Origin of the sequence: Salinimonas marina, from assembly GCF_015644725.1 — a bacterium.
GTDB lineage: Bacteria > Pseudomonadota > Gammaproteobacteria > Enterobacterales > Alteromonadaceae > Alteromonas.
Genome location: NZ_CP064795.1, coordinates 105,976 through 132,744, shown reverse-complemented (window position 1 = coordinate 132,744; position 26,769 = coordinate 105,976). Strand labels below are relative to the sequence as shown.

Here is a 26,769-nt window from a genome sequence, read left to right as displayed (position 1 = left end):
AGGATTTACACATCCGGGTTAGCAAAACCCGAGCGAACAGGAAAGAATCACACAATCACAAGGCACGGGCTGGTCTGTTTAAACATTATTCAAAATGCTTGCCAGCCCGGCTTATCAGAGATTAACCGTATATTGAAGGCAGGGGGAAAAACACGTTAAAAGGCGGACACAGACTCTCCGGTCAGTCGGTAGCCTACCGTAGCGATATCGCCTTTCCATCCATCTGTTGATAAGGTCCCGGTGACCCAGATAGCATCATACAGATCATCTATGGCCACCCCTTCTTCAAAGGTGACATGCACTATCTGATTGGAAGGCGGCGGCGGTACATGAATACATGCCCCAAAATAAGGCACCAGTAAAAATTCGGTGGTCAGCTCCGACGTCCCTTCTAACGGCACTACAAACCCCGGGACTTTCACCCGTTGTCCATCGTATTTTTGCACCACCGGCGCATTGGGCTGCAGCTGAGTCATGCTGCCATCATGATTGATTGAACGGGTGCTAAGTTCACTGAACCCTTCAGGGACCAGATCTTCCCAGTACACTTCTGCTGGCTCACCGGCCTGCGCCGGGGCACTGACGCCCACCACCAACAACAGTATTAATAATTTTATTCGCAACATAAGGCCTCTTTGTGTGCGCTTTTTCAACATCACTATTATTTCACAAAAGTGCTGGCGAATAACCTGCTAACAGGCGCTTTGTTTAGGGCGTAAATCGCAGACACAAAAAAAGAGCCGGGTTCGGCTCTTTTTCATTAATCACATTAGCGCAGGCTATTACGCCGATTGCTCGAAGCGTTTCACGCTGCCCACAATCTCTTCTTTAGCGGCAGCCGCATCAGCCCAGCCATCGATTTTAACCCACTTGCCGGGTTCCAGATCTTTATAGTGCGTAAAGAAATGCTCGATTTGCTGTTTGGTCAGTTCTGGTACATCAGTGATCTCATTCACATCACGATAGATGGTCGACAGCTTGTCAACCGGCACTGCCAGGACTTTAGCATCTTTACCAGACTCATCGGTCATGTTCAACACACCCACCGGACGACATTTGATCACTGAGCCGCTGTGAATAGGAAAGGGAGTCATTACCAGCACATCCACCGGGTCACCATCTTCAGACAAGGTGTTGTTCACATAACCATAGTTCACCGGATAGTGCATGCAGGTGGCCATGAAACGGTCTACAAACATCGCGCCGCTGTCTTTATCCACTTCATATTTTACCGGGTTGGCGTGGGCCGGAATTTCGATAATGACATTAATTTCGTCAGGTACATTTTTACCTGCTGGTACAGAGTTCAGACTCATAAATCTTTCCTTTGTGTTAATCAGACTAAGGGATATTTGCTCAGGCAAAACACTGCTGCGCCCTGCCTTGCCTGAGCAAACGGCTCAAGTATACGGTTAGCGCGACAAAATAAAAACAACCAATGATTCCGCTGAGCGCCGGCTGCTTATTTGTCGCGCAATTTGGGTTACTCCGCGGTTTGTTGATAATAACTCAGACAGGTTTCCACCTCGTCTTTAGAGCCTAGCAATACTGGCACCCGCTGATGAATTTCGGTGGGCATAACTTCCATAATGCGTCCATGTCCGGTATTGGCCAGGCCCCCGCCTGCTCCATCAAAAAGGCCATGGGGTTGGCTTCATACAACAACCGCAGTTTGCCAGGTTTAGATGGATTACGTTTATCAAACGGGTACATAAAAATACCACCACGGCATAAGACCCGATGGATATCCCCCACCATGGCCGCCACCCAGCGCATATTAAAATCTTTTTCCCGGGGGCCTTCGGTGCCCGCCAGCAGATCATTGATATAATCTTTCACCGGCTGTTCCCAGTGCCGCTCATTAGAGGCATTAATCGCAAACTCACTGGTTTGCTGCGGCACCTGAACATTTGGATGGGTCAGCAGAAAGCCGCCATGGGTTTTATCCAGGGTATAAATGTGGGTGCCCCGACCGGTGGTCATCGCCAGCATGGTCGAGGGACCATAAAGTACATATCCGGCAGCCACCATTTGCGAACCTGGCTGTAAAAAGGCAGCCGGATCATCGGCCTCCATCCACTGCGGCGCATGAGTAATCGAAAAAATGGTGCCAATCAGACTATTGATTTCGGTGTTCGATGAGCCATCCAGCGGATCAAAACTCACCAGAAAGTTGCCTTCAGGATTACACGGCACCACGGTGTCTTCTTCTTCCGACGATATGGCTTTCACATAGCCTGAGTCCCGTAGTGTGTCTTTTAGAATCTGATTGGAAATCACATCCAGTTTTTTCTGGGTTTCGCCCTGAACATTTTCACTTAACGTCGAGCCCAGTACGCCCGCCAGCGCGCCCTGACTCACCCGAAACGAAATTTCCTTACAACCTGCCAGTAAGGTTCTGATAAGCAAAATAAGTTCAAGCGGCGCACCATCGTGCTGCAGTTGTGAATTTAATCGTTTCATGTGTGCGTTTGCCTTGTTTTGTAGGGATTTTTAATAATGTTACTCAGCGTATCATGGAGCATGGCCGGGGGCTGAGTGTACGATTTTTTGCCTGTTCAGGACAGCGTAAAGCGCAATTGCTGCGGCCATCCAAACCCGGGGGGCTGCAAGATTAATGCAAGTTGTTAACCACCTGCTGCTGACAGAGCCCTCGGCTATCGTTTCTTTTTTAACCGGCTGCGGGTAATTGTACCTGCGAACGTTACTTAGGGGAAATGAGATATTCGCAGCCCCTGTAGGTTCTGGTAGAGTAGCCAGCCTGACGAGAAAAACAGACTTCTTATGCACGTACATATTCTGGGTATCTGTGGCAGCTTTATGGGCGGCATCGCCGCTATTGCCAAATCGCTGGGCCATACCGTAACCGGCTCTGACATCAATGTTTATCCGCCGATGAGCACCCAGCTCGAAGCGCTGGGTATCACCCTGACCGAAGGGTACGATCCGGCCCAGTTTGAGCCGGTTCCCGACAAGGTTATCATCGGCAACGCCTTGTCACGGGGTAACCCGGCGGTGGAATATGTGTTAAACCGCAACCTGGATTACACCAGCGGACCGCAATGGTTGCTTGAAAATCTGTTACACGAGCGCTGGGTTATCGGCGTGTCCGGCACCCACGGTAAAACCACCACCAGCAGCATGATAGCCTGGATTTTAGAAGATGCCGGGTTAAACCCGGGGTTTTTGATTGGCGGCGTTCCGGAAAACTTTGGTATTTCAGCCCGAACCGGTGACAGTCCGTTTTTTGTAATTGAAGCAGACGAATACGACAGCGCCTTTTTCGATAAACGTTCTAAATTTGTGCACTACCGGCCAAAAACGCTCATCATCAATAATCTTGAATTCGACCATGCGGATATCTTTGCCGATTTGGCTGCCATTCAAACCCAGTTTCACCATCTGGTGCGAATGGTACCGCAAAACGGCCTGATCCTGTCTCCCACCCAGACCCCGGCCATCACGCACACCCTGGAACAAGGTTGCTGGAGTGACCAACAACGGCTGGGCGAGGACTGGCAGGCGCAGCTGCTGCATCCTGATGGCAGTGCTTTTAAAGTGCTGAAACACCAGCAGGTTATAGGCGAAGTTCATTGGTCGCTGGTAGGCCAGCATAATGTAGATAATGGCATTATGGCCATTGCCGCGGCGCATCATGCCGGGGTGCAATTAGAAGATGCCATTGCCGCCCTGCAGCGGTTTAAAAATGTAAAACGGCGCATGGAAACCAAAGGTCAGGTGGGCGGTATCACTGTCTATGATGACTTTGCCCACCACCCTACCGCTATTGCGACGACCCTGGCCGGATTGCGTAACAAAGTCGGCTCTGCCCGTATTCTGGCCATTTTAGAGCCGCGCTCCAATACCATGAAAATGGGTGTACACAAAGACACCCTGGCCGCCTCCTGGCAGCAGGCCGATAATGTGCTGATTTATGAGCCAGCGGGCATGACCTGGTCGCTGACCCAGGCTGCCGCGCGCAGTCAGACACCGGCACGCTGCTGCAACCAGGTTCAGCATATCATTGATGAAACCTTGCAACTGGCGCGCCCTGGCGATCATATTCTGGTGATGAGTAACGGCGGGTTTGAAAATATTCATCAGCGCCTGTTAACCGCCTTGCAAGCATCCCACTCAGGAGAGTCCGATGACCGATAAACGCATAACTCTGGCTATTACCGGCGCCTCTGGCGCTCCTTATGCCCTGCGTCTGTTAGAAATGTTAGTGTACGCTGACTATCAGGTATACGTACTGATGTCGTCGGCTGCCAAGGTGGTTTTTGCCACCGAAGAAGATTTGAAAATTCCGGGCAAGCCCGAAGCGGCGGCGGCTTTTTTCACTGAACGCTTTAATGCCCGTCCCGATCAGATTACGGTATGTGGCAAAGAAGAATGGTTTTCGCCGGTGGCTTCTGGCTCGGCCGCGCCAAAACAAATGGTGGTCTGCCCCTGCTCGACCGGCACCTTATCGGCCATTGCCTGTGGTGCCAGTGACAATTTGATAGAGCGGGCAGCGGATGTGGTGCTCAAAGAACGCGGCCAGCTGATCATGGTGCCCCGCGAAATGCCCTTATCGTCGCTGCACCTGGAGAATATGCTTAAATTATCGCAAATGGGGGTGGTGATGATGCCGGCCGCACCGGGCTTTTACCATCAGCCACAGTCCATCGCTGATTTAATCGATTTTGTGGTGGCGCGAATTCTGGATCATCTTGGTGTTGATCAACAATTGATGGCCCGGTGGGGCTATCAGGCTCATACAACAAAGGAATAATACACATGCCTGTGTCTGCAAAATCTACCCTTACACTGACCGCCTGCCTGGTGTCTGGATTACTAACCAGTTTGCCGGCGCTGGGCTGGGGTCAGACCGGTCACCGGGTGACCGGCGCCATCGCCGAGCGTTATCTTAGCCCCACGGCCAGTGCCGCGGTGCAGCAACTTCTGCCCAATGAATCTCTGGCCGAAGCTTCAACCTACGCCGATGAGCAACGTTCTAATCCGTCGCCGTTCTGGCAAGAAACCACGCCGCCGTTTCATTATGTGACAGTGCCTAAAAATAAGCATTATCATGAGGTAGGCGCACCACAGCAAGGTGACGCCGCCTCGGCGTTGTCGCGTTTCACCGCCACCTTGCAGGACCCAGCGGCCAGCCAGGAAGATAAACAACTGGCGCTACGGTTTATTGTCCACATTATTGGCGATTTACATCAGCCGCTGCATGCTGGCAATGGTACCGATCGGGGGGGTAACGATGTCAAAGTTCGGTTTTTCTGGGAAGATTCCAACTTACATCGGGTATGGGACACCCAAATGCTGGCTCAGCGCGATTTATCGTTTACGGAATGGACCCGCTGGCTGGACGCCAAAATAGCCCCCGGCGACATCATGCAGTGGAGCACCACGGATCCCCATGACTGGATAGCCGAAAGTGTGGCCATTCGCGATACCATCTATCCCGAAGATGCCAATAAGATGTCATATGATTATCTTTATGAGCACCTGCCGACAGCGAAAACCCGCTTACAACAAGCGGGCATTCGGATGGCGCAATATCTTAATAAAGTCTTTGCGCTTGCTCAGTCTGAAAAGCCTGAGGCTTAATCGATATCCAGCGGCTCCGGGGATAAAATAACCCCGGTGCTGTCGGCATACAGGTGATCTTCAGGCAGGAAGGTCACCCCACCAAAATTCACCGGCACATCAGCATCACCAATGCTTTCGCTTTCCGCATTCACCGGAATCGTGGCCACCGCCATAATGCCGATATCAAAATCGGTGAGCGTATCCACATCGCGGACGCTGCCATAACACACAATCCCTTCCCAGTCGTTGTCGATGGCCAGTTGCGCCGAAGTGGCATCAATTAACGCCCGCCGGGTAGAGCCGCCGCCATCAATCAGCAGCACTTTGCCACTGCCAGGCTGTGCCAGCACCCGGTCTATCAGTCCCCGGTCCTCATAGCATTTAATCGTGGTTATTTCGCCACCAAAGGAATAACGGCCCCCATAGCTGGCAAAAATAGGATCGACGACGTCGACACTGTCGGCAAATAAATCGCAGAGTTCAGAGGTGTTATAGTCCATCGTAGTGCCTTTTCATGGTTGACTGAAAAATGTGCCGGGCCCCGCGGTATCAAAAGACACCACCGCACCGGGTATTTGCTGTCACTAGCATAACACTATTTATTGCAGGACAAACGCTGCATTTCAAGCCATTCATCGTATTGAGACCTTGATAACGCAGTTAATTCTGGCTGCTTACCTTAATAATTAATCCATTCAACCTGCGTACCCAGAGCGTCGCGGCGTTGGCGCACGCCGGCACGCCCGCTACTCACCCGGACCGGGGCATTATTGTCCCTTGCATTTTCATTCGGCAATGCGATGATAACGCCATCTTGAGACATTTTTTTCGACAGGATCCCCGTGTTTAAAAATCCCTGTATACGTCTGAGCCTGATACTTAGTGTAGTCTTTATCAGTGCCTGTGGTTACCGTGGCGCTTTATATCTGCCAGAAGAGCCACAGCAAACCGCCCCCAAGCCTGCTGACCAGGCATCATCTGAGACTCCCGCGGAGCCTAATTAATGGATCATTTTGAATACCGTGACGGCCATTTGTATGCCGAAGATGTGGCCGTAGCCGATATTGCCGCCGCTCACCAAACCCCGGTGTATGTTTACTCGCGCGCTACCCTTGAGCGCCACTGGCATGCCTTTGATGATGCAGTAGGCACGCATCCGCATCTGATCTGCTACGCCGTCAAAGCCAATTCTAATCTGGGAGTGTTGAGTGTGCTGGCAAAACTGGGGTCAGGGTTTGATATTGTCTCCGGGGGTGAGCTGGCACGGGTTATTGAAGCGGGCGGCGACCCAGCCCGGGTGGTATTTTCAGGCGTGGGGAAAACGTCTGCAGAAATACGTTACGCGCTGGAACAGGGCATTCTGTGTTTTAATGTTGAATCGCCTGCCGAGCTGCATCGTATTAATGCGGTGGCAGCCGATTTAAATGTGAAAGCGCCGATATCGCTGCGCATCAACCCTGATGTGGATGCCAAGACCCATCCTTATATCTCCACCGGTCTGAAGGCCAATAAGTTTGGTATTGCCCGTGAACAGGCGCTACAAACCTATGAGTTGGCGGCCACCTTAGAGCATCTGAATATTGTCGGCATGGACTGCCACATTGGTTCACAACTCACCGAACTGGCCCCCTTTGTTGATGCCCTGGACCGGTTACTGACGTTGGTGGACGAACTGGCTGACAAAGGCATTCACCTTCAGCATTTAGATGTGGGGGGCGGTCTGGGTGTGCCCTATCAGGATGAAACACCCCCACACCCCAAAGCATACGCCGCGGCCCTGGCCGAGCGCATGGCCGGGCGTGAAGCCCTGACACTGATCCTGGAACCAGGTCGGGCTATCGCGGCCAATGCCGGCATCATGGTCACCCAGGTGGAGTTCATCAAAGAAGGCGAAGACAAGCACTTTGCCATTGTGGATGCGGCGATGAACGATTTGATTCGTCCGGCCCTGTATTCGGCATGGCAAAACATCATCCGGGTAGATACCCACACCCAGGCGCCATTGCGGGTTTACGATGTGGTCGGCCCTATCTGCGAAACCGGGGATTTCTTAGGCCGGGACCGGGAATTGGCGGTAGCACCGGGCGATTTATTGGCGGTGCGCAGCGCCGGAGCCTACGGCTTTGTGATGGCGTCTAACTACAACAGTCGTTGTCGCCCGGCCGAAATTCTGGTGGACAAAGCGCAGATGCGGGTAGTACGCGAACGAGAAAATCAAAAAGATCTCTGGAAAGGCGAGTACAAACTTCCGTAAACTAGGCAATAACACAGACAGACAGTAAGCGGTTCATGCAGATTCAATTTTCCAAAATGCACGGCCTGGGTAACGACTTTATGGTCGTCGATAATGTGACCCAGAATGTCTATTTTTCGCAGGACAAAATTCAGCAGTTGGCTGACCGGCACTTTGGTATTGGGTTTGACCAATTACTTATGGTGGAGCCACCTTATGATCCTGAGCAGGACTTTCACTATCGGATTTTTAATGCCGATGGCAGTGAAGTGAATCAATGCGGTAATGGTGCGCGCTGTTTTGCCCGGTTTGTGAAGCAAAAAGGGCTGATTAACCGCAATAAGATTCTGGTCAGCACCAAAGCCGGTAAAATGGTGCTGTACCTGGAAAAAGACGGCCAGGTGACAGTGAATATGGGCAAGCCGGAATTTGAACCGGCGAAGATCCCCCATAAAGCCAATAAGCAGGAAAAAACTTACCTGATTCGTGAAAACGACCATACTTTGTTTTATGGCGCTGCCTCACTGGGTAATCCCCATTGTGTCCTGGAAGTGGACGATGTGGACACCGCGCCGGTTGCCACTATCGGCCCCCTACTGGAACGCCACGAGCGCTTTCCTGAGGGCGCCAATGTGGGTTTTATGCAAATTTTGCATCCCGGACATATCAAGTTACGGGTGTTTGAGCGCGCCGTAGGCGAAACCATGGCCTGTGGCAGTGGTGCCTGTGCCGCGGCTGCGATTGGCCAGCTTCAGGAAAAACTGGGTAAGGATGTTCGGGTAGACTTACCCGGTGGCAGTTTGCGGGTGCGCTGGCAGGGGCCAGGGTCGGTGCTGAAAATGACCGGTCCCGCACAACATATTTATGACGGACAACTGATGTTATGAACGATGTTTCAGGGAAGGCAAAACCCACAATCAAGCTTTCTTCTTCGTATGCCGAAAAAAGCCCGTTAAAGGCGGAAGAGGTCAGTGATTATTTGCTCAAAAACCCGGATTTTTTTGCCCAGCAGCCCCATCTTCTGGAACGGTTGCATATTCCTCACGAAACCCGTGGCAGTGTGTCGCTGGTTGAAATTCAGAGCGAACAGCTACGTAAAAAAGTGCGTCAGCAAAATTATAAGCTGAACCAGCTGATTGGTGTGGCCCGGCAGAATGAAAAAATTTATCGGGTATACACCGATCTTAATGTTCAGTTGCTCACCTGCAAAAGTGTGGCTGAAATCCAGTTAAAACTGGAAGAAGTGTTGCAGGAAGAGCTGGATTTGGCGTCGGTAAGCTTACGGCTATTCAGTGGCCCTCATGCTTTGCAGGAACTGCAGCGCCGCTTGTTTGTAGAAAAGCGTTTTAAACACAGTAATTTCTTTTTTGGCCGTTTAAGTCAGCACGAAAGACAGCTGTTATTCGGCGACAATATTGCCGAGTCAGCGGCACTGATTTTACTGGGCGATAGCCGGCCGTTGGGGATGGTCGCCGTGGGCAGCCGCGACCCCAGTCATTTTACCCCCGATATGGACACCCTGCTGCTAAAACAGTTGCAACAAGTGCTGAATATTGTACTGCCAGACTTGCTGAATTATTAGTGGTATATGAATACCCCGCAACCACTGCTGTCTGAATCGTGCGCTCACTGGCTGGATAAATTTATTTGTCATCTGCAGGTGGAGCGCGGGCTATCTGCCCATACCCTGGCCAATTACCGGCGACAGCTAAGCACCGTGGCCACGGCCCTGGATTTACCCGACTGGTCGGCGTTAACCCCCACTGATGTGAAACGCATTTTAAGCCTTTCCAAACAGCAGGGTCAGCATGCTCGCAGTATTGCCCTGCGCTTGTCTGCTTTGCGTACCTTTTGTCGCTATCTTATCGATCAACATCAGTTATTCAGCAACCCGGTGGAGGGTATTTCGGCGCCTAAACAGGGGCGGCCTCTGCCTAAACAGCTATCGGTAGATGATATGCAGCATCTGCTCAGTCAGCAGGACAATGCCCTGTTGGCACTGCGGGATAAGGCTATGTTTGAATTGCTGTACGGCTGTGGCCTGCGCCTGAGCGAGCTGACCGGATTGAATGTTCATGATTGCCAGGCCGATGGCACCTTACGGGTGCGCGGTAAAGGCAGCAAAGAACGTATCTTACCGATGGGGAAAATGGCAAGGCAGGCCCTCACCGCCTGGCTACAGGTGCGTCCGCAATTGTGCACCGACGATGAACCCGCCGTCTTTTTAAGCTTACGCAAAACCCGGATTTCCAATCGGCAGGTGGCCAACCGGCTTGAAACCATGGCGATTGAGCAGGGACTGGGACGCAAAATCAGTCCTCACAAACTGCGCCATTCTTTTGCTACCCACGTACTGGAGTCCAGTGGTGATCTCCGGTCGGTACAGGAATTACTGGGCCACGCCAACTTGTCGACTACCCAGGTCTACACCCATCTGGATTTTCAGCATTTGGCCAAGGTGTATGATTCAGCGCACCCCAAGGCGCGTAAAAAGTAACCTCAAATAAGGAGACTGCCATGCGTTTTTATCGCCCCCTGGGCCCGGTAAAAGCAATGACCTTTGATCTGGACGATACCCTGTATGACAACGGACCGGTGATCCGCGCCGCTGAAGTCTCCTTACGTGACTACATTGGTAAACATTATCCGCGCACCGCCCAGTTAACCCCCGTCCAGTGGCAGGATATCCGGCAGCGGTTATTGCAGGCGGATCCCCGCTTATCCAGTGACATGGGGCGCTGGCGTCTGCAAACCCTGCAACAGGCGCTGGCCAGTGATATCGATGACGAAACCAGCTTAAAGCAAGCCGCCAAAGCCTGTTTTGAGTATTTTTATACTGCCCGCAGTAATTTTGCGCTGACCGAAGAAATGCATCAAACCCTGGCCAGACTGGCACGCCGGGTTCCGCTTATTGGTATTACCAATGGCAATGTAGATACCCAGAGTACCGGCCTGGACCGTTACTTTTCAAAGGTTCTGCATGCCAGTATCGAGCGGCCGATGAAGCCGGCCCGGGCGATGTTCGACGAAGCCGTCGCGCTGTTAAATATTCCTGCTCATGAAGTGTTGCATGTGGGCGATAATCTGGAAAAAGATGTGTATGGCGCCATTGCGGCGGGGCTGCAAAGTGCGTGGTATGCCCATAATCGGGGAATGGTCATGCGGCAGGAACAGGTGAAGGTTCTGCCGCATATCGAATTGCGTGACCTCGACGAGCTAGTTACTTTGCTGTAGCTGGCCGTTATCCTCCAGCACATTCTGACGCATAGAGTCGCAGGGCCGTGGGCAGGTGGGTCGTCCCACCACTTTGGCGGGTACGCCGACCACCGTGGTATGGGCGGCACATCGCTTAATACCACGCTGCCCGCGCCGACTTTGGAGCCCTCACCCACTTCAATGTTGCCTAAAATCTTAGCACCGGCACCCACCAGCACCCCCTGACGGACTTTCGGGTGGCGATCACCGGACTCATGACCGGTGCCACCCAGCGTGACGCTTTGCAGCAATGACACATGATCTTCAATTACGGCGGTTTCGCCCACCACAATCCCGGTGGCATGATCAAACATCACCCCTTTACCGATTCGCGCCGCCGGATGGATGTCCACCCCGTAGGTAACCGAGTTGCGGCTTTGTAAAAACAGCGCAAGCTGGTGCCGGCCTTTGTTCCACAGATAATGCGCCATACGATGCACCTGTACCGCCTGAAAACCTTTAAAATATAGCAGCGGAGTAAGAAAATCATCGACGGCGGCATCCCGGCGATGCACGGCCTGGATATCTTCAATGGCCGACTCGGTGATCTGCGGGTCAAGCAAATACGCTTCGTCAAACACCTCACGGATGGCCAGCGCGGGCATAACATCATCGGCAACTTTATTCGACAAGATAAAACTCAATGACGATTCAAAGTTATGATGGGTCAAAATGCACGCGTGAATATAGCTGGCCAGCAGCGGTTCATTATGTGCAATGGTTCTTGCCTCCCGCTTAAGGGCTTGCCAGAAGTCAGCAGTCGCCGGTTTTACCTGCATAGCGTGGTTCCCGATGGTGTAGACGTAAAAATGGTCATTGTGTGATAGCAGCCGCGTCAATTTCAAGGCGAAGGCTACCAATAGTTTAAATGATGCGAGTGAATGGTCATTACCGGCGCACCCCTGGCTTTGATCAGTTTTTAAACATGAAGTTGATGTAATTTCGATTTTATCCGGTTGCCGTGTAAAAACTGCAATTTTTACGCTCTGAATAAGCCCAAAAATCCGCCTTTACCCCGCGTCATTTTCACTAAAAACTTATTAATTTCATAATGTTAATTTTTACATAGGATGAAAGGAATAACCTATGCTTTATAAATAATGACATTGGCTGGCAATCGCCAGCTATTGCCATTCTCATTTATGGAGGAACCTATGAACAACGATCGTATCGAAGGCAACTGGAAAGAGATGAAAGGCAAAGCCCAACAAAAATGGGGGAAGCTGACAGATGACGAACTGGACCAGGTAGATGGTCGTCGTGAAGAACTGATCGGCAAGGTTCAGCAACATTACGGCAAAACCCGTGACGAAGCTGAGCGTGAAGTAGATGAGTTTTCATCGAAGTAAGATTTAGAATGCCGGTGCTCTGTTGCCGGCGTTTTCCGCATTTTGTAGCCCCCCTCCCCGCTAAAAACCCACAAACTGGCCTGTATAAACACCCAGTTCACTGGCATAATTGAGGCACACTTTCATCTCCTTGTTTATCAGGAATACAGGTAGCCGCAATTTATGGATGTATCATTACTGCTCGACAGCTTAAACGACAAACAACGTGAGGCCGTGGCGGCGCCGCTGTCTAACATGTTAGTGCTGGCGGGTGCCGGTAGTGGTAAAACCCGGGTGCTGGTGCACCGCATTGCCTGGCTGATGGAAGTGGAAAATATCACCCCCTTCTCGATTTTAGCCGTAACCTTTACCAATAAGGCGGCGCGGGAAATGCGCGGGCGTATTGAGCACCTGATGGGTCGGGGACTTAACAGCACCTGGATAGGTACCTTTCATGGCTTGGCGCATCGCTTACTGCGCGCGCACCATGCAGAGGCCGGGTTACCGGAAAACTTTCAAATCCTGGACTCTGATGATCAGTACCGACTGGTAAAGCGCATTCTTAAGGCCATGAACCTGGATGAAAAGCACTGGGCGCCGCGTCAGATTCAGTGGTACATCAATGGCAATAAAGACGAAGGCTTACGACCTCAGCATATCGAAACTCATGGCGATGCCACCGCGCAAAAGATGCAGGAAATTTATGCTGCTTATCAGGAAGCCTGCGATCGTTCAGGCTTAGTCGACTTTGCCGAATTGCTGCTGCGCGCCCATGAACTGTGGGCCAAAAATCCCGAAGTGCTGGCCCATTATCAACGCCGGTTTAAAGCGGTGCTGGTGGATGAGTTTCAGGATACCAATAATATTCAGTACGCCTGGCTACGGATGCTGTGCAGCGCCGACACCAACAATATTATGATTGTGGGTGATGATGATCAGTCAATTTATGGGTGGCGTGGGGCCAATGTCGACAACATCCATAATTTTCTAAAAGACTTCAAAGATACCTCTACCATCCGGCTGGAACAAAACTACCGGTCCACCGCCAATATCCTTAATGCTGCGAATGCGGTCATCGACAACAACTCCGGGCGGTTAGGCAAAGAACTGTGGACAGATGGTGCCGAAGGCGAGCTTATCTCAGTGTATGCAGGCTTTAACGAACTCGACGAAGCCCGCTTTATTGTTTCGCAAATTAAAAAATGGCTGGATGACGGCAACAGCCTTAAAGATAGCGCCATTTTGTATCGTAACAACGCCCAGTCCCGGGTGTTGGAAGAAGCCTTGCTGCATGAATCCATTGCCTATCGTATTTATGGCGGGCTGCGCTTTTTCGAACGCCAGGAAATCCGTGATGCGCTGGGCTATTTGCGCATGCTCAACCATCCTCACGATGATGCAGCGTTTGAGCGTGTGGTGAATACCCCCAGCCGCGGCATTGGGGAAAAAACCATTACCCAGGTGCGTCAAACCGCCCGTGAGCATAACTGCTCGTTGTGGCAGGCCAGTAACATGCTCATTCAGGAAGGCAGTTTAACCGGGCGCGCGTCCAAGGCGCTGCAGGCATTTACCACCCTGGTTACCGACTTAGAGCAAGCGGTTAAGGAATTGCCACTCGAAGAGCAAGCGGACAAAGCCATCAAACATTCCGGCCTGTACGCCATGTACCAGGCTGAGCGTGGCGAAAAAGCCCAGGCCCGTATTGAAAACCTTGAAGAACTGGTCACCGCCTGCAAGCAATATATTGTGCCGGAAGAAGCCGAGGAAATGACTCCGATGGCGGCTTTCCTGGCCCATGCTTCTTTGGAGGCGGGTGACAATCAGGCTGACTCAGAGCAGGACGCGGTGCAGATGATGACGATTCACAGCGCCAAAGGACTGGAATTCGGGCTGGTGTTTTTGGCTGGCGTTGAAGAAGGCATGTTTCCGTCACAGATGACCAATGACGAACCCGGACGCATGGAAGAAGAGCGGCGGCTATGTTATGTGGGCATGACCCGGGCCATGCAAAAACTATTTATCACCTATGCCGAAAGCCGGCGGGTATACGGTCAGGATAAATTTCATACGGCGTCGCGGTTCATTCGTGAGATTCCGGCTGAATTTGTCGAAGAAGTACGTCTGAAAAGCCAGATTTCGCGACCGGTGCACAACCGCTTTAGCCGCATGGCTTCCCATGAAGCTTTTGAAGATAGTGGCTTTGCGCTGGGGCAACGAGTAGAGCATCCCAAGTTCGGGGCCGGGGTGGTGCTCAATTATGAAGGCTCCGGGGACCACGCCCGGGTCCAGGTAAACTTTGATGATTTTGGCTCGAAATGGCTGGTTCTGGCCTACGCTAAACTAAAGGCTAATTGAAGAAACCTGTGGTTGTCGCACAATTGTGCTATTGAGTAAATTGGGCGGGATTTCAGATGCAATCAAAAGTGCTGGTGATTGAAGACAGCAAAATGGCAATGAATATTGTCATTAAACTGGTGGAAAAAGCCGGCTTAGAAGCGGTCACCGCCCAGTCTTTGACCGAAGCCAGGTATGTTTTTTCCCAGGCCATGCCGGAAAGCTTTTTGTGCGCTATTGTCGATTATAATTTGCCTGATGCCGTCAATGGTCAGGCCATCGACTTTTGTCTTGAGAGTATCCTGCCTACCATAGTGGTTACCGGCCGCATGGACGCCACCACCCGCAACAGTGTTCTTAGCCGGGAGGTGGTGGATTATATCCCCAAAGAAAATGCGCAAACCTACGATTATCTGAGTCGGCTGCTCGGCCGGCTGGAACGCAATAAACATATCGGGATTGTGGTGACCGGACAGGATCGGCGCTCGGCCCGGCATATGGTGTCGCTACTTAAGCGCCATAACTTCAATACCTACGAAGCCAGCACCGCGGCGCAAACTCAGCAATTGCTCAGAGAAAATCACAATATAAAAGTCGTTATCACCGGGGCCGAGCTTGAAGATCAAAACAGTACCGCGCTCATTGCCAACCTGCGCGCCGACTATACCAAAGAGCAACTGGCCATCATTAGTGTGTGCGAGCGGGGCAACGACATGCATTCGGCGCGCTACATCAAATCCGGGGCCAATGATTTTCTGTTAAAACCGTATTGTCATGAAGAGTTTTTGTGTCGAATCAGTCAGAATATTGAACTGATTGAGCATGTCGAGGCGTTAACCAGTATGGCCCATACTGATTTTCTCACCGGCCTGGTGAATCGGCGTTATTTTTTCGACAAGCTAAGTGCTATGGTGCCGGACTCTGACCGGGCCCATGCGCTGGCGATGCTGGATTTGGATTTTTTTAAAGCCATTAATGATACCTACGGCCATGATGCCGGTGATGAGGTACTTATACGGGTTGCAGGCATACTCAAACAGCAATTTGACGACGGTGTGGTAGCCCGCTTCGGTGGTGAGGAGTTTGTGGTATTTTTACCCTCTACGCCGCCCAAGCTGGCGTTTAAGCGTTTAGAAACCTTCCGCCGCGATGTCGAAGCGCTCAATTTCACCCACGCCGGACAAACGTATCAGGTCAGTACCAGCGTGGGCCTGCTTACGGTGTTACCTGAAGCACTCAATGTGGCGGTCAGTCAGGCCGATGAATTATTGTACCAGGCCAAAAAAGCCGGCCGTAACCGTATTGTCAGCGATATTGCCGCCGCCCGGCAGCGCATTCAGTCGGCCGTGTGATGCCGGGCCTGGCGACGGGCCTGGCGCTGACCATGATAGACTTTTAACGAATCCAGACTAAATACCAGCAACGCCAGCCAGACAAATCCGAAGGTAGTCAGACGCGACGGATCCAGGGGTTCATCGTACAAAAACACCGCCAGTACAAACATTAGCGACGGCCCGATATACTGAAAAAAGCCCAGCGTTGAATACATAATGCGCCGTGCGGCGGCGGTAAAGCACAGTAACGGGGCGGTCGTAACAATACCGGCGGCAATCAGCAATGTATTGAGACTGGCACTATTTTGCATCAGATTGGCCTGCTCTGACGCCATAAATACCCAGTACATCAACGCCAGGGGCAACAGCATCAGTGTTTCGATAAACAAGCCCGGCAAGGTATCTACCGCCACCCGCTTACGCAATAACCCATACACCCCGAAGGTAAACGCCAGCACCAGGGCAATCCAGGGTAAATGCCCATAGGAAAACACCAGAATGGCCACCCCGATAACCGCCAACACCACAGCAAACTGTTGCATCGGCCGTAATCGCTCTCCAAGAAACAATCGCCCCAGAAAAACATTGAATAAGGGGTTGATGTAATAGCCCAGGCTGGCATCCAGAATATGATTGTTGTTAATCGCCCAGATAAATAACAGCCAATTGCCCCCAGCAGCAATCCGGCCACCAGCAAGGTTTGCATTACCCGTTTTGAACGCACCGCCTGCATGACTTTGGGCCATTGTTTTAATGCGCCAATCAACACCACCAGCACCACCACTGACCACACCACCCGGTGCATCAGTACCTCCATCGCCGCAATGTTCTGCAGCTGTTTAAAATAGATGGGCGCCACGCCCCACATGGTGTAGGCAGCGATAGCGCAAAATACGCCGATTTGAGTATTGCGAGCCTGTTCGTCTGTTTGCATGAAATCTGGTTTCTGTTGATTGGGGGAAAATAAAAAGCGCCGCTATTGTGCGGCGCAATGAAGGTATGTACAAGCGCAATACGCTGGCCGGCGGGTTACTGCCGCCCGGTGCACCTGAAGGTGACCGTGCCGGCGATAGCAGGCGGCTGGCCGGGCTACAGCAGAAACACCGTTCCCAAACCTAAAAATGCCACAAAGCCGACAATGTCCGTAACAGTGGTAAGAATTACCGAGCCAGACAAAGCCGGATCTATTTTGAGTTTATCCAGCAGCACCGGTACCAGCACCCCGGCCAGTGCCGCCGCCACAATATTGAATAATATCGCCAGGCAAATCACCACCCCAGTAGCACATCGGTAAACCAGAAATAGGCCACAATGCCAATAACCAAGGCCCAAATCACCCCATTCACACCGCCCACTTTGAGCTCTTTTATCATCAGAGCCTTGCGGTTGGCGGGACTGACCTGCCCTAGCGCCAGTCCCCGCACAATCAGGGTGAGTGTCTGGCTGCCGGCAATTCCCCCCATGCTGGCGACGACTGGCATCAATACGGCCAGCGCCACCACCTGTTGCAGGGTGGCTTCAAACAGCCCGATAAACCAGGACGCCAAAAACGCCGTCAGTAAATTGATGCCCAGCCAGAGCGCACGGTTTCGGGCGCTTTTGGCCACCGGTGAAAACAAATCCTCGTCTTCATCCATACCTGCTGTGGCCATTACCTGACGCTCGTAAAATTCATTTGTTAGTTCACTGGCCGAGGTAATATCCAGTCGTCCCAGTAACTTGTTGTTGTCGTCCACCACCGGCAATGCTGCAAAACCGGAGCGCTGCACCTGTAACGAAGCACTGACTGCGTCATCATTGCCTTTAAGAATACTCATGTTTTCTTCAATCAGCTCTACCAGTGGCACATGCTCCGGCGCCCCGAATAACTGGGTAACTTTCACCGCTGCTGAAAACTGTCCTGAGCGGTTCACTAAAAATATACTGTCACAATGGCGCGGCACATTCCGGCGAATCAGCCGTAGTCCGTCCCGAACTTTGGCATTTAGCGGCAACACCAGCAAATCGTGGGTGAGCCAGTGTCCGACCAGATCATCATTGAACTGGGTGGCTTCCCGAAAAAAGCGTTGCTGTTGGGCATCCAGTTCGGCATACGCCAGATGCACAATGCGATTGGGCAGCGAGTCCATCAACTCCAGCAAATCTTCTGCTTCTATGTCGCCAAACAAGGCGACCCAGGCATCTTCGGCAGTGGCATCGATAAGAATTTCACGGGGGTCGCTGCGCATTTCCACCAGCACATCGAGTTTGCGTTCCCGGGGAAGCTCCTGCCACAGATTAATACGATGTTCGACCGGCAACGATTCCAGCAAGGTCGCAACGGCCACATCATCCTGACTGGCCACGGCTGACATTACGGTGGCAGAATCATCAGGGTGGGTGTCTGACACAATTTCATGAATCAGCTCGGGCAACGGTTCGGCCATGTCTTGTCTCCTGTTCACACGAATCCTTTTAGGCTGCAGCGTAATAATACGTTACCGCCGGTCACATCAGGCCAATAACCTGCATAAGTTTGCACAATAACAGCAGCTTGGGATTTACTGAAAAAGAAAAATACGATTTTATCGTGAAGCGAGCCACGAAAATGCGTAAAATCCGTGCCGATGACAACAGATGCTTCTTCTTCGGCCGCTACGGCCGCCACCAATGCCGACCCCAAAACCGCTCAGCAAGTGCTGGAGCGGGTCTTTGGCTACGCCACCTTTCGCACCGGTCAGCAAGATGTGATTGATCACATTATTGAGGGGCGCGACACGCTGGTGCTGCTCCCCACTGGCGGCGGCAAATCCTTGTGTTACCAGATACCGGCTATGGTTCGAAATGGCACCGGTATCGTGGTGTCACCCTTGATATCCCTGATGCAGGATCAGGTAGAACAATTACATGAACTGGGGGTGAGCGCCGCGTATCTGAATTCTTCCCTGTCAGGCGAAGCTCAGCAACAGATTCAGCAGTCCATGCTGCAAGGTGAATACGACCTGGTGTATGTCTCACCCGAACGCTTATTGCAGCCGTATTTTCAGGGCCTGTTACAGCGTATGGACATTGCTCTGTTTGCCATTGATGAGGCCCACTGTGTCAGTCACTGGGGCCACGATTTCCGGCTTGATTACCGCATGCTGGGTCAGCTTAAGTCGCGCTTCCCCCACATCCCGGTGGTAGGCCTTACCGCGACCGCCGATGCCGCCACCCAGGCCGACATTTTATTACAGCTGAACCTGCAAGAACCGTTTGTGTTTAAGGGCAGCTTTGATCGCCCCAACATTCGTTACCGGGTCATGTCCAAGTATAAAGGCTTTGAACAGGTCGCGGATTATGTAAAACAACAAGACGGCAACAGTGGCATTATTTACTGTAACAGTCGCGCCAAGGTCGATGATTTGTACGCTAAGCTGCATCGCACCGGGGTAAGCTGCGCCGCCTACCACGCGGGGCTGGATGCCGATGAACGGGAACATGTTCAGCGACGGTTTTTGAATGATCAGACCGACATTGTGGTGGCGACAGTGGCCTTTGGCATGGGCATCAATAAATCCAATGTACGGTTTGTGGTGCACCATGATGTGCCCCGCTCGGTGGAAAGCTATTATCAGGAAACCGGGCGCGCTGGCCGTGATGGCCTGGAAGCCGAAGCCTTGCTGTTATTTGACGAAAAAGATGTGGCGCGGGTCAAACAGTGGATTGACCAGGGCGATAAGCCTGAGCGCAACCAGGTAGAACTGCAAAAATTCGCGGCCATGGAAGCCTTTGCCGAAGCCCAGACCTGCCGACGTCAGGTTTTACTGAATTACTTTTCTGAATTCAGCGACAAGCCGTGTGGCAACTGTGATATCTGCCTGGATCCTCCCAAACTAATTGATGGGCTGATTATCGGCCAGAAAGTGTTGTCATGTGTGCTGCGCCTGGAGCAACAGGCGGGCACTCAGTATGTGATAGATGTGTTGCGGGGCAAACAGCTAAAACGTATTTTTGAGGCTGAGCATCAACACCTGAGTACCTATGGTATCGGTAAAGATGAGTCAGATAGCTACTGGCATAACATCATTAATCAGCTGATCCACAAAGGCCTGCTACGGGTGGATTTGACGGCCGGGGCCGCACTGCGGCTCACCGAAGCCGCACGGCCCGTATTAAAAGGTGAGGTCGCCGTCAATGTGGCGGTGCCGCGACTGTCATTTAAAGCCGAGAAAAAGCCCCGTCAGGCCCCGGCCATTTATGATAAGGCCTTGTTCAAACGCTTGAAGCATTTACGCAAGACGCTGGCGCAGGAACACAATGTGCCGCCCTACGTGGTGTTTTCTGATGCTACGCTGGCCGATATGGCCGCCCGCACCCCCACCACCCGCAATGATATGTTGGATGTCAGTGGGGTCGGCCGAACCAAGATGGAACGCTATGGCGAGGCCTTTTTACAGATGATTCGGGGTTATCTGGAAAGCACCGTCAATAACGATTATTAGCCGCCGGAATTCAGGCGAAATCGTAAGGCCCGCCCTTCTCCAGGGCCGCTGATAGGCTGGACGTTGCTGCACCCGTTTTACATAGGCACTGATCGCCGCCCATTTGTTGCCACCGCCCCGGGCCAGCAAGGCTTCTAACGGAAAAATCATCTGTACATCCGCGCCGCCCGGGCCCTCGCCGGAAAACCAGTCGTGGGTGGCCAGATAGGACTCTACATAGCGCACACTTTGTTCCAGATTTGGCCGGTAATAGCCATCCATGATGCCATCAGTGATTTTTCGCACCAGCGGGAATAACAGCTTCGGCGACTTCTCTTTTGCTTTATTCATGACCAGGGTGGCGACCAACGGCGGCATCAGCGAACCTTCGGCAAAGTGCAGCCAAAACAGATATTGCTGGTATTGTGCCGGCTCACTGGGCGTGACAAAGCTGTCTTTGCCCTGAGTTTGAATAAGATACTCCACAATGGCGCCGGATTCGGCCAGCGTCCCGTGTTCGGTGGTCAGCAGTGGCGAGCGACCTAACGGGTGAACCGCTTGCAGGGCCTTCGGTGCCAGACTGGTGTTGGGATCGCGCTGATACTTTTCCAGCTGATAGGCCACCTCCAGCTCTTCCAATAGCCACAGAATTCGTTGCGAGCGTGAATTATTCAAATGATGTACAGTTAGCATGAGTCCTTTTTATCCCCTAATGGTGGTGTCTGGTCTCAGACAAAATAGTGCTGTGCAAACAGGCGGTTAATAATGCATACCTGCAAGACCCAGAGGTAGATTACCCGGCTGCCGGGCTTTTGTCCCGGATATTGTTTTTTGGTAGCCTAAGCTTAATCACATTTTATAGTTTGAACCGGAGTCACGTTGAAACTAACCCATCTATATGCCACCGAGCTGGGCCAGCTGGTTACACCGGTGACGCCCAAGCCTCCCGTCAGCACCCGCTTGCAACTGGTCAATACTGAGCTGGCCAGTGAGCTGCAATTGCCACAGCGGTGGTGGCAAGACAATATGCTGGGTGAGGCGCTGGACGACCCGGCGTTTTTACTGTGTCGCCAGGCGGTGGCGCAAAAATACGGGGGGCACCAGTTTGGTCACTGGAATCCGATGCTGGGTGATGGTCGGGGGTTGTTGCTTGGTGAGGTCGAAGACCGCGCCGGGCAGCATGTAGATTTACACCTCAAAGGGGCCGGACCCACGCCTTACTCCAGACACGCTGATGGCCGTGCGGTGCTGCGCTCGACTCTGCGTGAATATATCGGCTCTGAAGCATTGCATCATCTGGGTATTCCTTCCTCCCGAAGTGTGTGTTTGTTCAGCAGCGCTGAAACTGTATATCGGGAGCAGCCCGAGACCGCCGCAATGATGATTCGAAGCGCCCCCAGTCACCTGCGTTTCGGGCATTTTGAATATTACTACCATCACCAGCAGGACGATGCCCTTAAACAACTGTTTGAGCATACCTTTATTCATCATTTTCCTGAGGTATTAAATACCGCGAACCCGCACCTGGCGCTGTTACGCACTATTGTGCTGCGCACCGCACGCATGATTGCATTATGGCAGGCCTATGGCTTCGTACATGGGGTGATGAATACCGACAATATGTCCATTCATGGCATCACCTTTGATTACGGACCCTATGCCTTTTTAGACAATTTTGAGTCTGATGCGGTGTTTAATCATACCGATCAGCAAGGCCGTTATGCCTTTGACCAGCAACCCGGCGTGGGCTTATGGAATCTGCATGCGCTGGCGCAGGCATTTTCGCCCTATTGCACTCAAAAAGAGCTGACCCACACCCTGGGGTTGTACGAGCCCACCTTTATGCAACAATATCAGCAGACCATGCTCCAGCGGCTAGGCCTGGGCGAGCCAGACGAAGCCGGGATGGGGATACTGAATCGCTGGTTAACCATGCTGTCTGATCAGCAGCGTGATTATACCCGGCTTTTCCGGCGGTTAAGCCTGACCGATATTACCGAGCCCACCCCGGCTTTGCGCGACCAGTTTATTGACCGTGTGGCGTTTGACCAGTGGTGGCAGGATTATCAGCAGCTTCGTACCAGCACCGGCGACCCGGCGGCTCAGCAACTGATGATGCAAACTCATAACCCGGCGGTCATCGCCCGCACCCATCATTTACAATATGTCATCGATCGCGCGAATCAGGATGACTTTGACCCGGCCAGACAATTATTGGCGGCGCTGCAAAGCCCGTTTGATACCCGCTGGGACGACAGCCGCTGGGCCCAGCCGCCCCTTGATGCCACTTCGGTAAGCTTATCATGCAGCAGTTAAATTCAGAGACGATACGCCAGGCCCTGAGCAGCCAGTCAGACATTATCCAGGTGCAGATGGCGCTGCCGGCCACGCCGCTCAAAACCGAACAGTTTATCCATGAGCTGGCTCAGGCAGGCGGTTTCAGGGCCTCTAATATCGACTGGGGGGCGGATCGATGCCAGGCAATTTTAACCAAACAAGACATAAGTGCGGTTTTGTGTATAGAATGGTTATGTGAGGCAATTTGGATAGAACCCACCGGCACCACGGATCTGGTGCAGATATGGCACGCCTTCGGTCTTCGTTAATTCACCGCAGACAGCTGCCACGCCCAGGGACGGTTATGCATCAGCTCACCATGCTTGTGCCGTGAGAACAATAATGATGAAAAGACGACGTGCTGCTGTGCCCATATCTGCATACCTGTTTGCAGGTATGTGGCTGTTATGGGCCATAATGAGTCTGCAACCAACCCGGGCTGCCATAGAACTAAGCGATGTGTCCGCCACCCAAAACGTGGATATTGCCCCGGTAAGCGCACCAGCGTATCTTGGCTATCAGGATATTCTGCAAGCCTTACAGCAACCCGGTGGCCCGAACTTCAATCTTTCTCAGGCGACCCGTTACTGGTATATATTACCGCTGCAAAACACCTCCGGGCGCGAACACACCACCTTTATCAGTAACCCGCGTCTGATACCGGTACCCACCACCATTTACCTGCTTGATGAAAAAGATCGTATCATCAACGTGATTAATTATGATGTGGATGATTATGAGCTGCCCCACACTTTTACCCCGGGGCTGACCTTACCGGTCTCTTTAGCACCAGCAACAAAAAACACGGTGATGTTTAGCGTGGAGACGGACACGCTGCCCCACTTCCCGCTGGTATTGCGATCAGAAGCAGCATTCTCACACCATGTCCACGAACGGTTGTTATTGCATGGCGTTATGGCCGGCGGATTGATTGTGCTGTTGGTGTATTTTGCCCTGAGTCATTTGTATCAGCAAACCGGGGCACGATTCTGGCTGGCGGGCACCTGTTTGGTATTGCTGGCATTACTGGCCAGTTTGCAGGAGCCGGTCGCCCGCTGGCTAAGCTTTATGCAGTATGGCGAATATATTCTGAGCGGGCTGGGGATTGCCTTTTTATTTGCGCTGGGCAAATTTACTCATGCGCTGTTTGGTCGTATCCCGCTTTGGTTGCGGATCATTAATCTAAGCTTGCCACTGGTGATTTTGCTGGTCTCGGTTTTGCCACTGTGGCCGCTGCCCGCCTATATTGAGTTTTTGTGCATTCCGGTTTATGGCGCGCTGCAAATCCTGTTGTGCGTACTGTTTCAGGACCGCCGTATTCTCTCATTGAGTCGCCTGCTGGGGGTAGCCTGGCTGTTACTGAGCCTGTCCTGGGCATTGTTCCTGGTGCAATTCAGTGCCGTTGCCTTGCCCTTAGTTGCGGCTCCGGTTAGCGCAGCTGCAGCGCTACTTAGTGGCATGTGTATTCTGGCTATCTGTGTGCTGCTGGCCGAACGCAACCTGTCTCGTCAGCAAATTAATACTCAGGCGCGGACCATCGATGATTTGAATGTGTTTTATCATCTGTTTCAGAATTCTGCAGAAGGTCTGTATACCTCCGCTTTAGATGGTACGTTAAAAACTATTAACCCGGCTATGTGTACTCTGTTTGGGTATGACGATGAACCACAAATGTTGCGCAGCGTTACCGACACCAGCGATTTTTATGCTGATCCCGGTCAGCGTGATGTTCTGGTAGGCGAATTACTGGAGAATAAAACCGTTACGGGCCGCGAAATTATGGGTCGTAAGGCAGATGGTACTCAGTTTTGGTTTTCTATTTCATGCCAGCTGCATAAAGACAAAGGTGAAACCTACCTGTCAGGCTCAATTATTGATGTCACCGACAAAAAGCTGTCTGATATCAATCTTAACTACATGGCCACCCATGATCCGCTTACCGGTATTTATAACCGCCGCGAATTTGAAGCAGCCCTGAAAGCGGCGTTTGCGCAACCCGACCCCGTGCAGCCGATTATTCTGCTGTATCTGGACTTGGATCGGTTTAAAGCTGTTAACGACACCTGTGGCCACAAAGCAGGCGATAGCCTGATTAAAGAGCTGGCAGGGCAGCTTAACACGCTGCTGGAAAATCGCGGCACGCTGGCCCGGTTAGGCGGCGACGAGTTTGGAATTCTCATCACCACCCTATCTCAGACTGCGGCCTATAAATTGGCTAACCGTATGGTTGAGAGTGTACGTGAGTATCGGTTTTCCTGGGAAAACCATGTATTTACCGTCGGGTTAAGTATTGGGCTGCTCAATGCTTCCAAATATGAATGCGATCCTGATCAGGCGCTGTTTATGGCCGATGCGGCTTGCTACCTGGCAAAGCAGCAGGGACGAAATCAGGTGTATTGTTATCAGCGTCATGATGAACGGCTACAAAAGTATGAGCAGGAGCTTGACTGGGTTCATGTGCTTAATAAAGCCATTCAGGGAGAAGGCTTCGAATTGTTTTACCAGCACTACCGTCCGCTGAATTCCGTCCCTCGTGGGGATTGTTACGAAATCCTTCTGCGTTTGCGTTTAAGTGATGGCACTCTGGCCGCCCCGGCGAGTTTTTTACCCACCGCTGAGCGCTACAATGTGACCGCGCGCCTGGACCGTTATGTGATACAGCAAACCTTTAGCTGGCTTGAAGCAAACCCCGCGTATCTGGAGCAGCTGCAATACTGCAATATCAATATTAATGGTCAATCGCTGGCGGATAAAGACTTACGCCGCTTTTTACTCACCTTGTTTGAACGTAGCCCGGTACCTGGCGACAAAATTTGTTTTGATATCAGCGAAACCACTGCCTCGGCGCATAAAATGCCGATTCAGGAATTTATTGAGACCTTTGGGGCACTGGGATGCCATTTTGCGCTGGATAACTTTGGCAGTGGCTTTTCTTCCTACGCCTGCATTAAAGAGTTGTCAGTACAATGTTTGAAAATAGATGGTAGCTTTGTCAAAGGCTTGTTGTCCGATCCCCTTGATTCGGCCATTATCAGTTCGTTTAAGAATATTGCGCAGGCCCGGGACATCACCACCGTGGCCCTGTGTGTAGAAGATGAGTCAACACTGACTCAGTTGGGCCGGTTGGGTATCGATTATGCTCAGGGCAATGTCATTGCCAGCCCTGCCCCGTTAAGCGAATTTAAAGCGCTATGAGATGCATTATTTGAGTGTTATAATGTAACAATTACTTGGATTTTCAACAGGTGGCCCCATACACTGGAGCTACCTAGACCACGGTTAAGATGTGCCATGACCACTAAGCAACCCAAATACGAATACGTTAGCTCCGCCCGATTACCCACCCGCTTTGGTGATTTCACCATTCATGGGTTTGTGGAGGCCAGTGGCCAGGAACATGTGGCCCTGTCTTATGGACAGTGGCAACCCGAAGATGTGGTGCCAATTCGTATCCATTCTGAATGTCTGACCGGTGATGCCTTGTTCAGCACCCGCTGTGATTGTGGCTTTCAGCTGGAAAAAGCGCTGCAGAATATCGTGGACAAAGGCTGTGGGGTATTATTGTATCTGCGTCAGGAAGGACGCGGCATCGGCTTGCTTAATAAAATTCGGGCTTACAACCTGCAGGACACCGGCATGGATACGGTCGAAGCGAATGAACATCTTGGCTTTGATGCCGATTTGCGCAGTTACGATATTTGTAAATTGATGCTGGACACCCTGAACGTAAACCAGGTAGAGCTTATGACCAATAATCCGCGCAAAATGCAGGCGCTGGAACAGTTAGGCATCAATGTCACCGCTCGCAAACCGATTGACCACGGGCTTACCAAAGACAATAAGCATTATCTGAAAACCAAAACCGAAAAGCTGGGGCATGCCTTTGACCCCCACTTATTCAAGTAATCGCACCTGCGCTT

At 51.9% G+C, this 26,769-nt stretch carries 22 protein-coding genes and 4 pseudogenes; 17 read left to right on the top strand and 9 right to left on the bottom strand.

What is annotated here, in order from left to right; translation table 11 throughout:
• Positions 1 to 155 precede the first annotated feature (155 nt).
• From IT774_RS00580 to IT774_RS00570, 3 genes and pseudogenes are all read right to left on the bottom strand, one after another.
• Entirely contained in the window at positions 156 to 626 is a 471-nt protein-coding gene (locus IT774_RS00580) for a DUF3299 domain-containing protein (protein ID WP_195810898.1), read from the bottom strand.
• Between the two features lie 156 nt (positions 627 to 782).
• Positions 783 to 1,316, bottom strand: a complete 534-nt coding sequence (gene ppa / locus IT774_RS00575; protein WP_195810897.1) for an inorganic diphosphatase — start codon at positions 1,314 to 1,316, stop codon at positions 783 to 785.
• Between the two features lie 167 nt (positions 1,317 to 1,483).
• Positions 1,484 to 2,463 (bottom strand): annotated as a pseudogene (locus IT774_RS00570) (class 1 fructose-bisphosphatase).
• 321 nt (positions 2,464 to 2,784) lie between these two features.
• Here IT774_RS00570 and mpl point away from each other — a divergent pair.
• From mpl to IT774_RS00555, 3 genes are read left to right on the top strand one after another with little or no spacing between them, the layout of a single operon-like run.
• On the top strand, positions 2,785 to 4,158 hold the full coding sequence (mpl, locus tag IT774_RS00565; RefSeq protein ID WP_195810896.1) for a UDP-N-acetylmuramate:L-alanyl-gamma-D-glutamyl-meso-diaminopimelate ligase: 1,374 nt from the start codon (positions 2,785 to 2,787) through the stop codon (positions 4,156 to 4,158).
• A complete protein-coding gene (locus IT774_RS00560) occupies positions 4,148 to 4,774 on the top strand; it encodes a flavin prenyltransferase UbiX (protein ID WP_195810895.1) in 627 nt (208 codons plus the stop codon). Before mpl ends, IT774_RS00560 begins: the two co-directional genes overlap by 11 nt.
• A 5-nt stretch (positions 4,775 to 4,779) precedes the next feature.
• Complete coding sequence (locus IT774_RS00555) at positions 4,780 to 5,604, top strand: S1/P1 nuclease (RefSeq protein ID WP_195810894.1); 825 nt, start codon at positions 4,780 to 4,782, stop codon at positions 5,602 to 5,604.
• Here IT774_RS00555 and rraA read toward each other — a convergent pair.
• Together rraA and IT774_RS00545 are read right to left on the bottom strand one after the other, a co-directional pair.
• Complete coding sequence (gene rraA / locus IT774_RS00550) at positions 5,601 to 6,086, bottom strand: ribonuclease E activity regulator RraA (protein ID WP_195810893.1); 486 nt, start codon at positions 6,084 to 6,086, stop codon at positions 5,601 to 5,603. The two genes, IT774_RS00555 and rraA, sit on opposite strands and share 4 nt — an antisense overlap.
• 179 nt (positions 6,087 to 6,265) lie before the next feature.
• Positions 6,266 to 6,409, bottom strand: coding sequence for a hypothetical protein (locus IT774_RS00545; protein ID WP_195810892.1), 144 nt, complete (start codon positions 6,407 to 6,409; stop codon positions 6,266 to 6,268).
• A gap of 19 nt (positions 6,410 to 6,428) precedes the next feature.
• Here IT774_RS00545 and lptM point away from each other — a divergent pair, with 19 nt between their 5' ends.
• The 6 genes from lptM to IT774_RS00515 are packed head-to-tail and all read left to right on the top strand — an operon-like array spanning position 6,429 to position 11,053.
• A complete protein-coding gene (gene lptM, locus IT774_RS00540) occupies positions 6,429 to 6,590 on the top strand; it encodes an LPS translocon maturation chaperone LptM (protein WP_195810891.1) in 162 nt (53 codons plus the stop codon).
• Complete coding sequence (gene lysA / locus IT774_RS00535; RefSeq protein ID WP_195810890.1) at positions 6,590 to 7,840, top strand: diaminopimelate decarboxylase; 1,251 nt, start codon at positions 6,590 to 6,592, stop codon at positions 7,838 to 7,840. Before lptM ends, lysA begins: the two co-directional genes overlap by 1 nt.
• 35 nt (positions 7,841 to 7,875) lie before the next feature.
• The gene (dapF, locus tag IT774_RS00530) at positions 7,876 to 8,706 is read left to right on the top strand and encodes a diaminopimelate epimerase (RefSeq protein WP_195810889.1); all 831 of its coding nucleotides are present in this window, start codon (positions 7,876 to 7,878) and stop codon (positions 8,704 to 8,706) included.
• Positions 8,703 to 9,401 carry a DUF484 family protein gene (locus IT774_RS00525; RefSeq protein WP_195810888.1) on the top strand — a complete coding sequence of 233 codons (699 nt, stop codon included), beginning with the start codon at positions 8,703 to 8,705 and terminating at the stop codon, positions 9,399 to 9,401. The genes dapF and IT774_RS00525 overlap by 4 nt, the downstream gene beginning before the upstream one ends.
• A 6-nt stretch (positions 9,402 to 9,407) precedes the next feature.
• Positions 9,408 to 10,316: a tyrosine recombinase XerC gene (xerC, locus tag IT774_RS00520; protein ID WP_195810887.1), complete on the top strand. Its 909-nt coding sequence runs from the start codon at positions 9,408 to 9,410 to the stop codon at positions 10,314 to 10,316.
• Between the two features lie 20 nt (positions 10,317 to 10,336).
• Positions 10,337 to 11,053, top strand: a complete 717-nt coding sequence (locus tag IT774_RS00515) for an HAD-IA family hydrolase (protein ID WP_195810886.1) — start codon at positions 10,337 to 10,339, stop codon at positions 11,051 to 11,053.
• Here IT774_RS00515 and cysE read toward each other — a convergent pair.
• Positions 11,036 to 11,853: pseudogene (gene cysE / locus IT774_RS00510) on the bottom strand (serine O-acetyltransferase). The gene IT774_RS00515 and the pseudogene cysE sit on opposite strands and share 18 nt — an antisense overlap.
• Before the next feature lie 375 nt (positions 11,854 to 12,228).
• On the opposite strand from cysE, the gene IT774_RS00505 reads away from it, so the two are divergent.
• The 3 genes from IT774_RS00505 (at position 12,229) to IT774_RS00495 (ending at position 16,088) form a co-directional block, all read left to right on the top strand.
• Positions 12,229 to 12,423, top strand: a complete 195-nt coding sequence (locus tag IT774_RS00505; protein WP_195810885.1) for a CsbD family protein — start codon at positions 12,229 to 12,231, stop codon at positions 12,421 to 12,423.
• A 162-nt stretch (positions 12,424 to 12,585) separates the two neighbouring features.
• Positions 12,586 to 14,757, top strand: coding sequence for a DNA helicase II (uvrD, locus tag IT774_RS00500; RefSeq protein ID WP_195810884.1), 2,172 nt, complete (start codon positions 12,586 to 12,588; stop codon positions 14,755 to 14,757).
• A 56-nt stretch (positions 14,758 to 14,813) separates the two neighbouring features.
• Positions 14,814 to 16,088 (top strand): GGDEF domain-containing response regulator, encoded by a 1,275-nt coding sequence (locus IT774_RS00495; protein WP_195810883.1) that lies wholly within the window; start codon positions 14,814 to 14,816, stop codon positions 16,086 to 16,088.
• Here the strand turns inward: IT774_RS00495 and rarD are convergent.
• Both rarD and IT774_RS00485 read right to left on the bottom strand, forming a co-directional pair.
• Positions 16,073 to 17,004, bottom strand: a pseudogene (gene rarD / locus IT774_RS00490) (EamA family transporter RarD). The gene IT774_RS00495 and the pseudogene rarD sit on opposite strands and share 16 nt — an antisense overlap.
• Positions 17,005 to 17,159: 155 nt before the next feature.
• Positions 17,160 to 18,496, bottom strand: a pseudogene (locus tag IT774_RS00485) (magnesium transporter).
• A 180-nt stretch (positions 18,497 to 18,676) separates the two neighbouring features.
• Here IT774_RS00485 and recQ point away from each other — a divergent pair.
• Positions 18,677 to 20,533 carry a DNA helicase RecQ gene (gene recQ, locus IT774_RS00480; RefSeq protein ID WP_195812157.1) on the top strand — a complete coding sequence of 619 codons (1,857 nt, stop codon included), beginning with the start codon at positions 18,677 to 18,679 and terminating at the stop codon, positions 20,531 to 20,533.
• Here recQ and IT774_RS00475 read toward each other — a convergent pair.
• Positions 20,483 to 21,205 carry a glutathione S-transferase gene (locus tag IT774_RS00475; protein ID WP_408641192.1) on the bottom strand — a complete coding sequence of 241 codons (723 nt, stop codon included), beginning with the start codon at positions 21,203 to 21,205 and terminating at the stop codon, positions 20,483 to 20,485. The two genes, recQ and IT774_RS00475, sit on opposite strands and share 51 nt — an antisense overlap.
• A 186-nt stretch (positions 21,206 to 21,391) precedes the next feature.
• On the opposite strand from IT774_RS00475, the gene IT774_RS00470 reads away from it, so the two are divergent.
• The 4 genes from IT774_RS00470 to ribA all read left to right on the top strand — a co-directional run bounded on the left by IT774_RS00470 (position 21,392) and on the right by ribA (position 26,755).
• Complete coding sequence (locus IT774_RS00470) at positions 21,392 to 22,828, top strand: protein adenylyltransferase SelO (protein ID WP_195810882.1); 1,437 nt, start codon at positions 21,392 to 21,394, stop codon at positions 22,826 to 22,828.
• Entirely contained in the window at positions 22,816 to 23,118 is a 303-nt protein-coding gene (locus IT774_RS00465; protein WP_195810881.1) for a hypothetical protein, read from the top strand. Before IT774_RS00470 ends, IT774_RS00465 begins: the two co-directional genes overlap by 13 nt.
• Before the next feature lie 148 nt (positions 23,119 to 23,266).
• Positions 23,267 to 26,044 carry a putative bifunctional diguanylate cyclase/phosphodiesterase gene (locus IT774_RS00460; RefSeq protein WP_195810880.1) on the top strand — a complete coding sequence of 926 codons (2,778 nt, stop codon included), beginning with the start codon at positions 23,267 to 23,269 and terminating at the stop codon, positions 26,042 to 26,044.
• A 96-nt stretch (positions 26,045 to 26,140) separates the two neighbouring features.
• Positions 26,141 to 26,755 (top strand): GTP cyclohydrolase II, encoded by a 615-nt coding sequence (ribA, locus tag IT774_RS00455; protein WP_195810879.1) that lies wholly within the window; start codon positions 26,141 to 26,143, stop codon positions 26,753 to 26,755.
• The last annotated feature ends 14 nt before the right edge of the window (positions 26,756 to 26,769 follow it).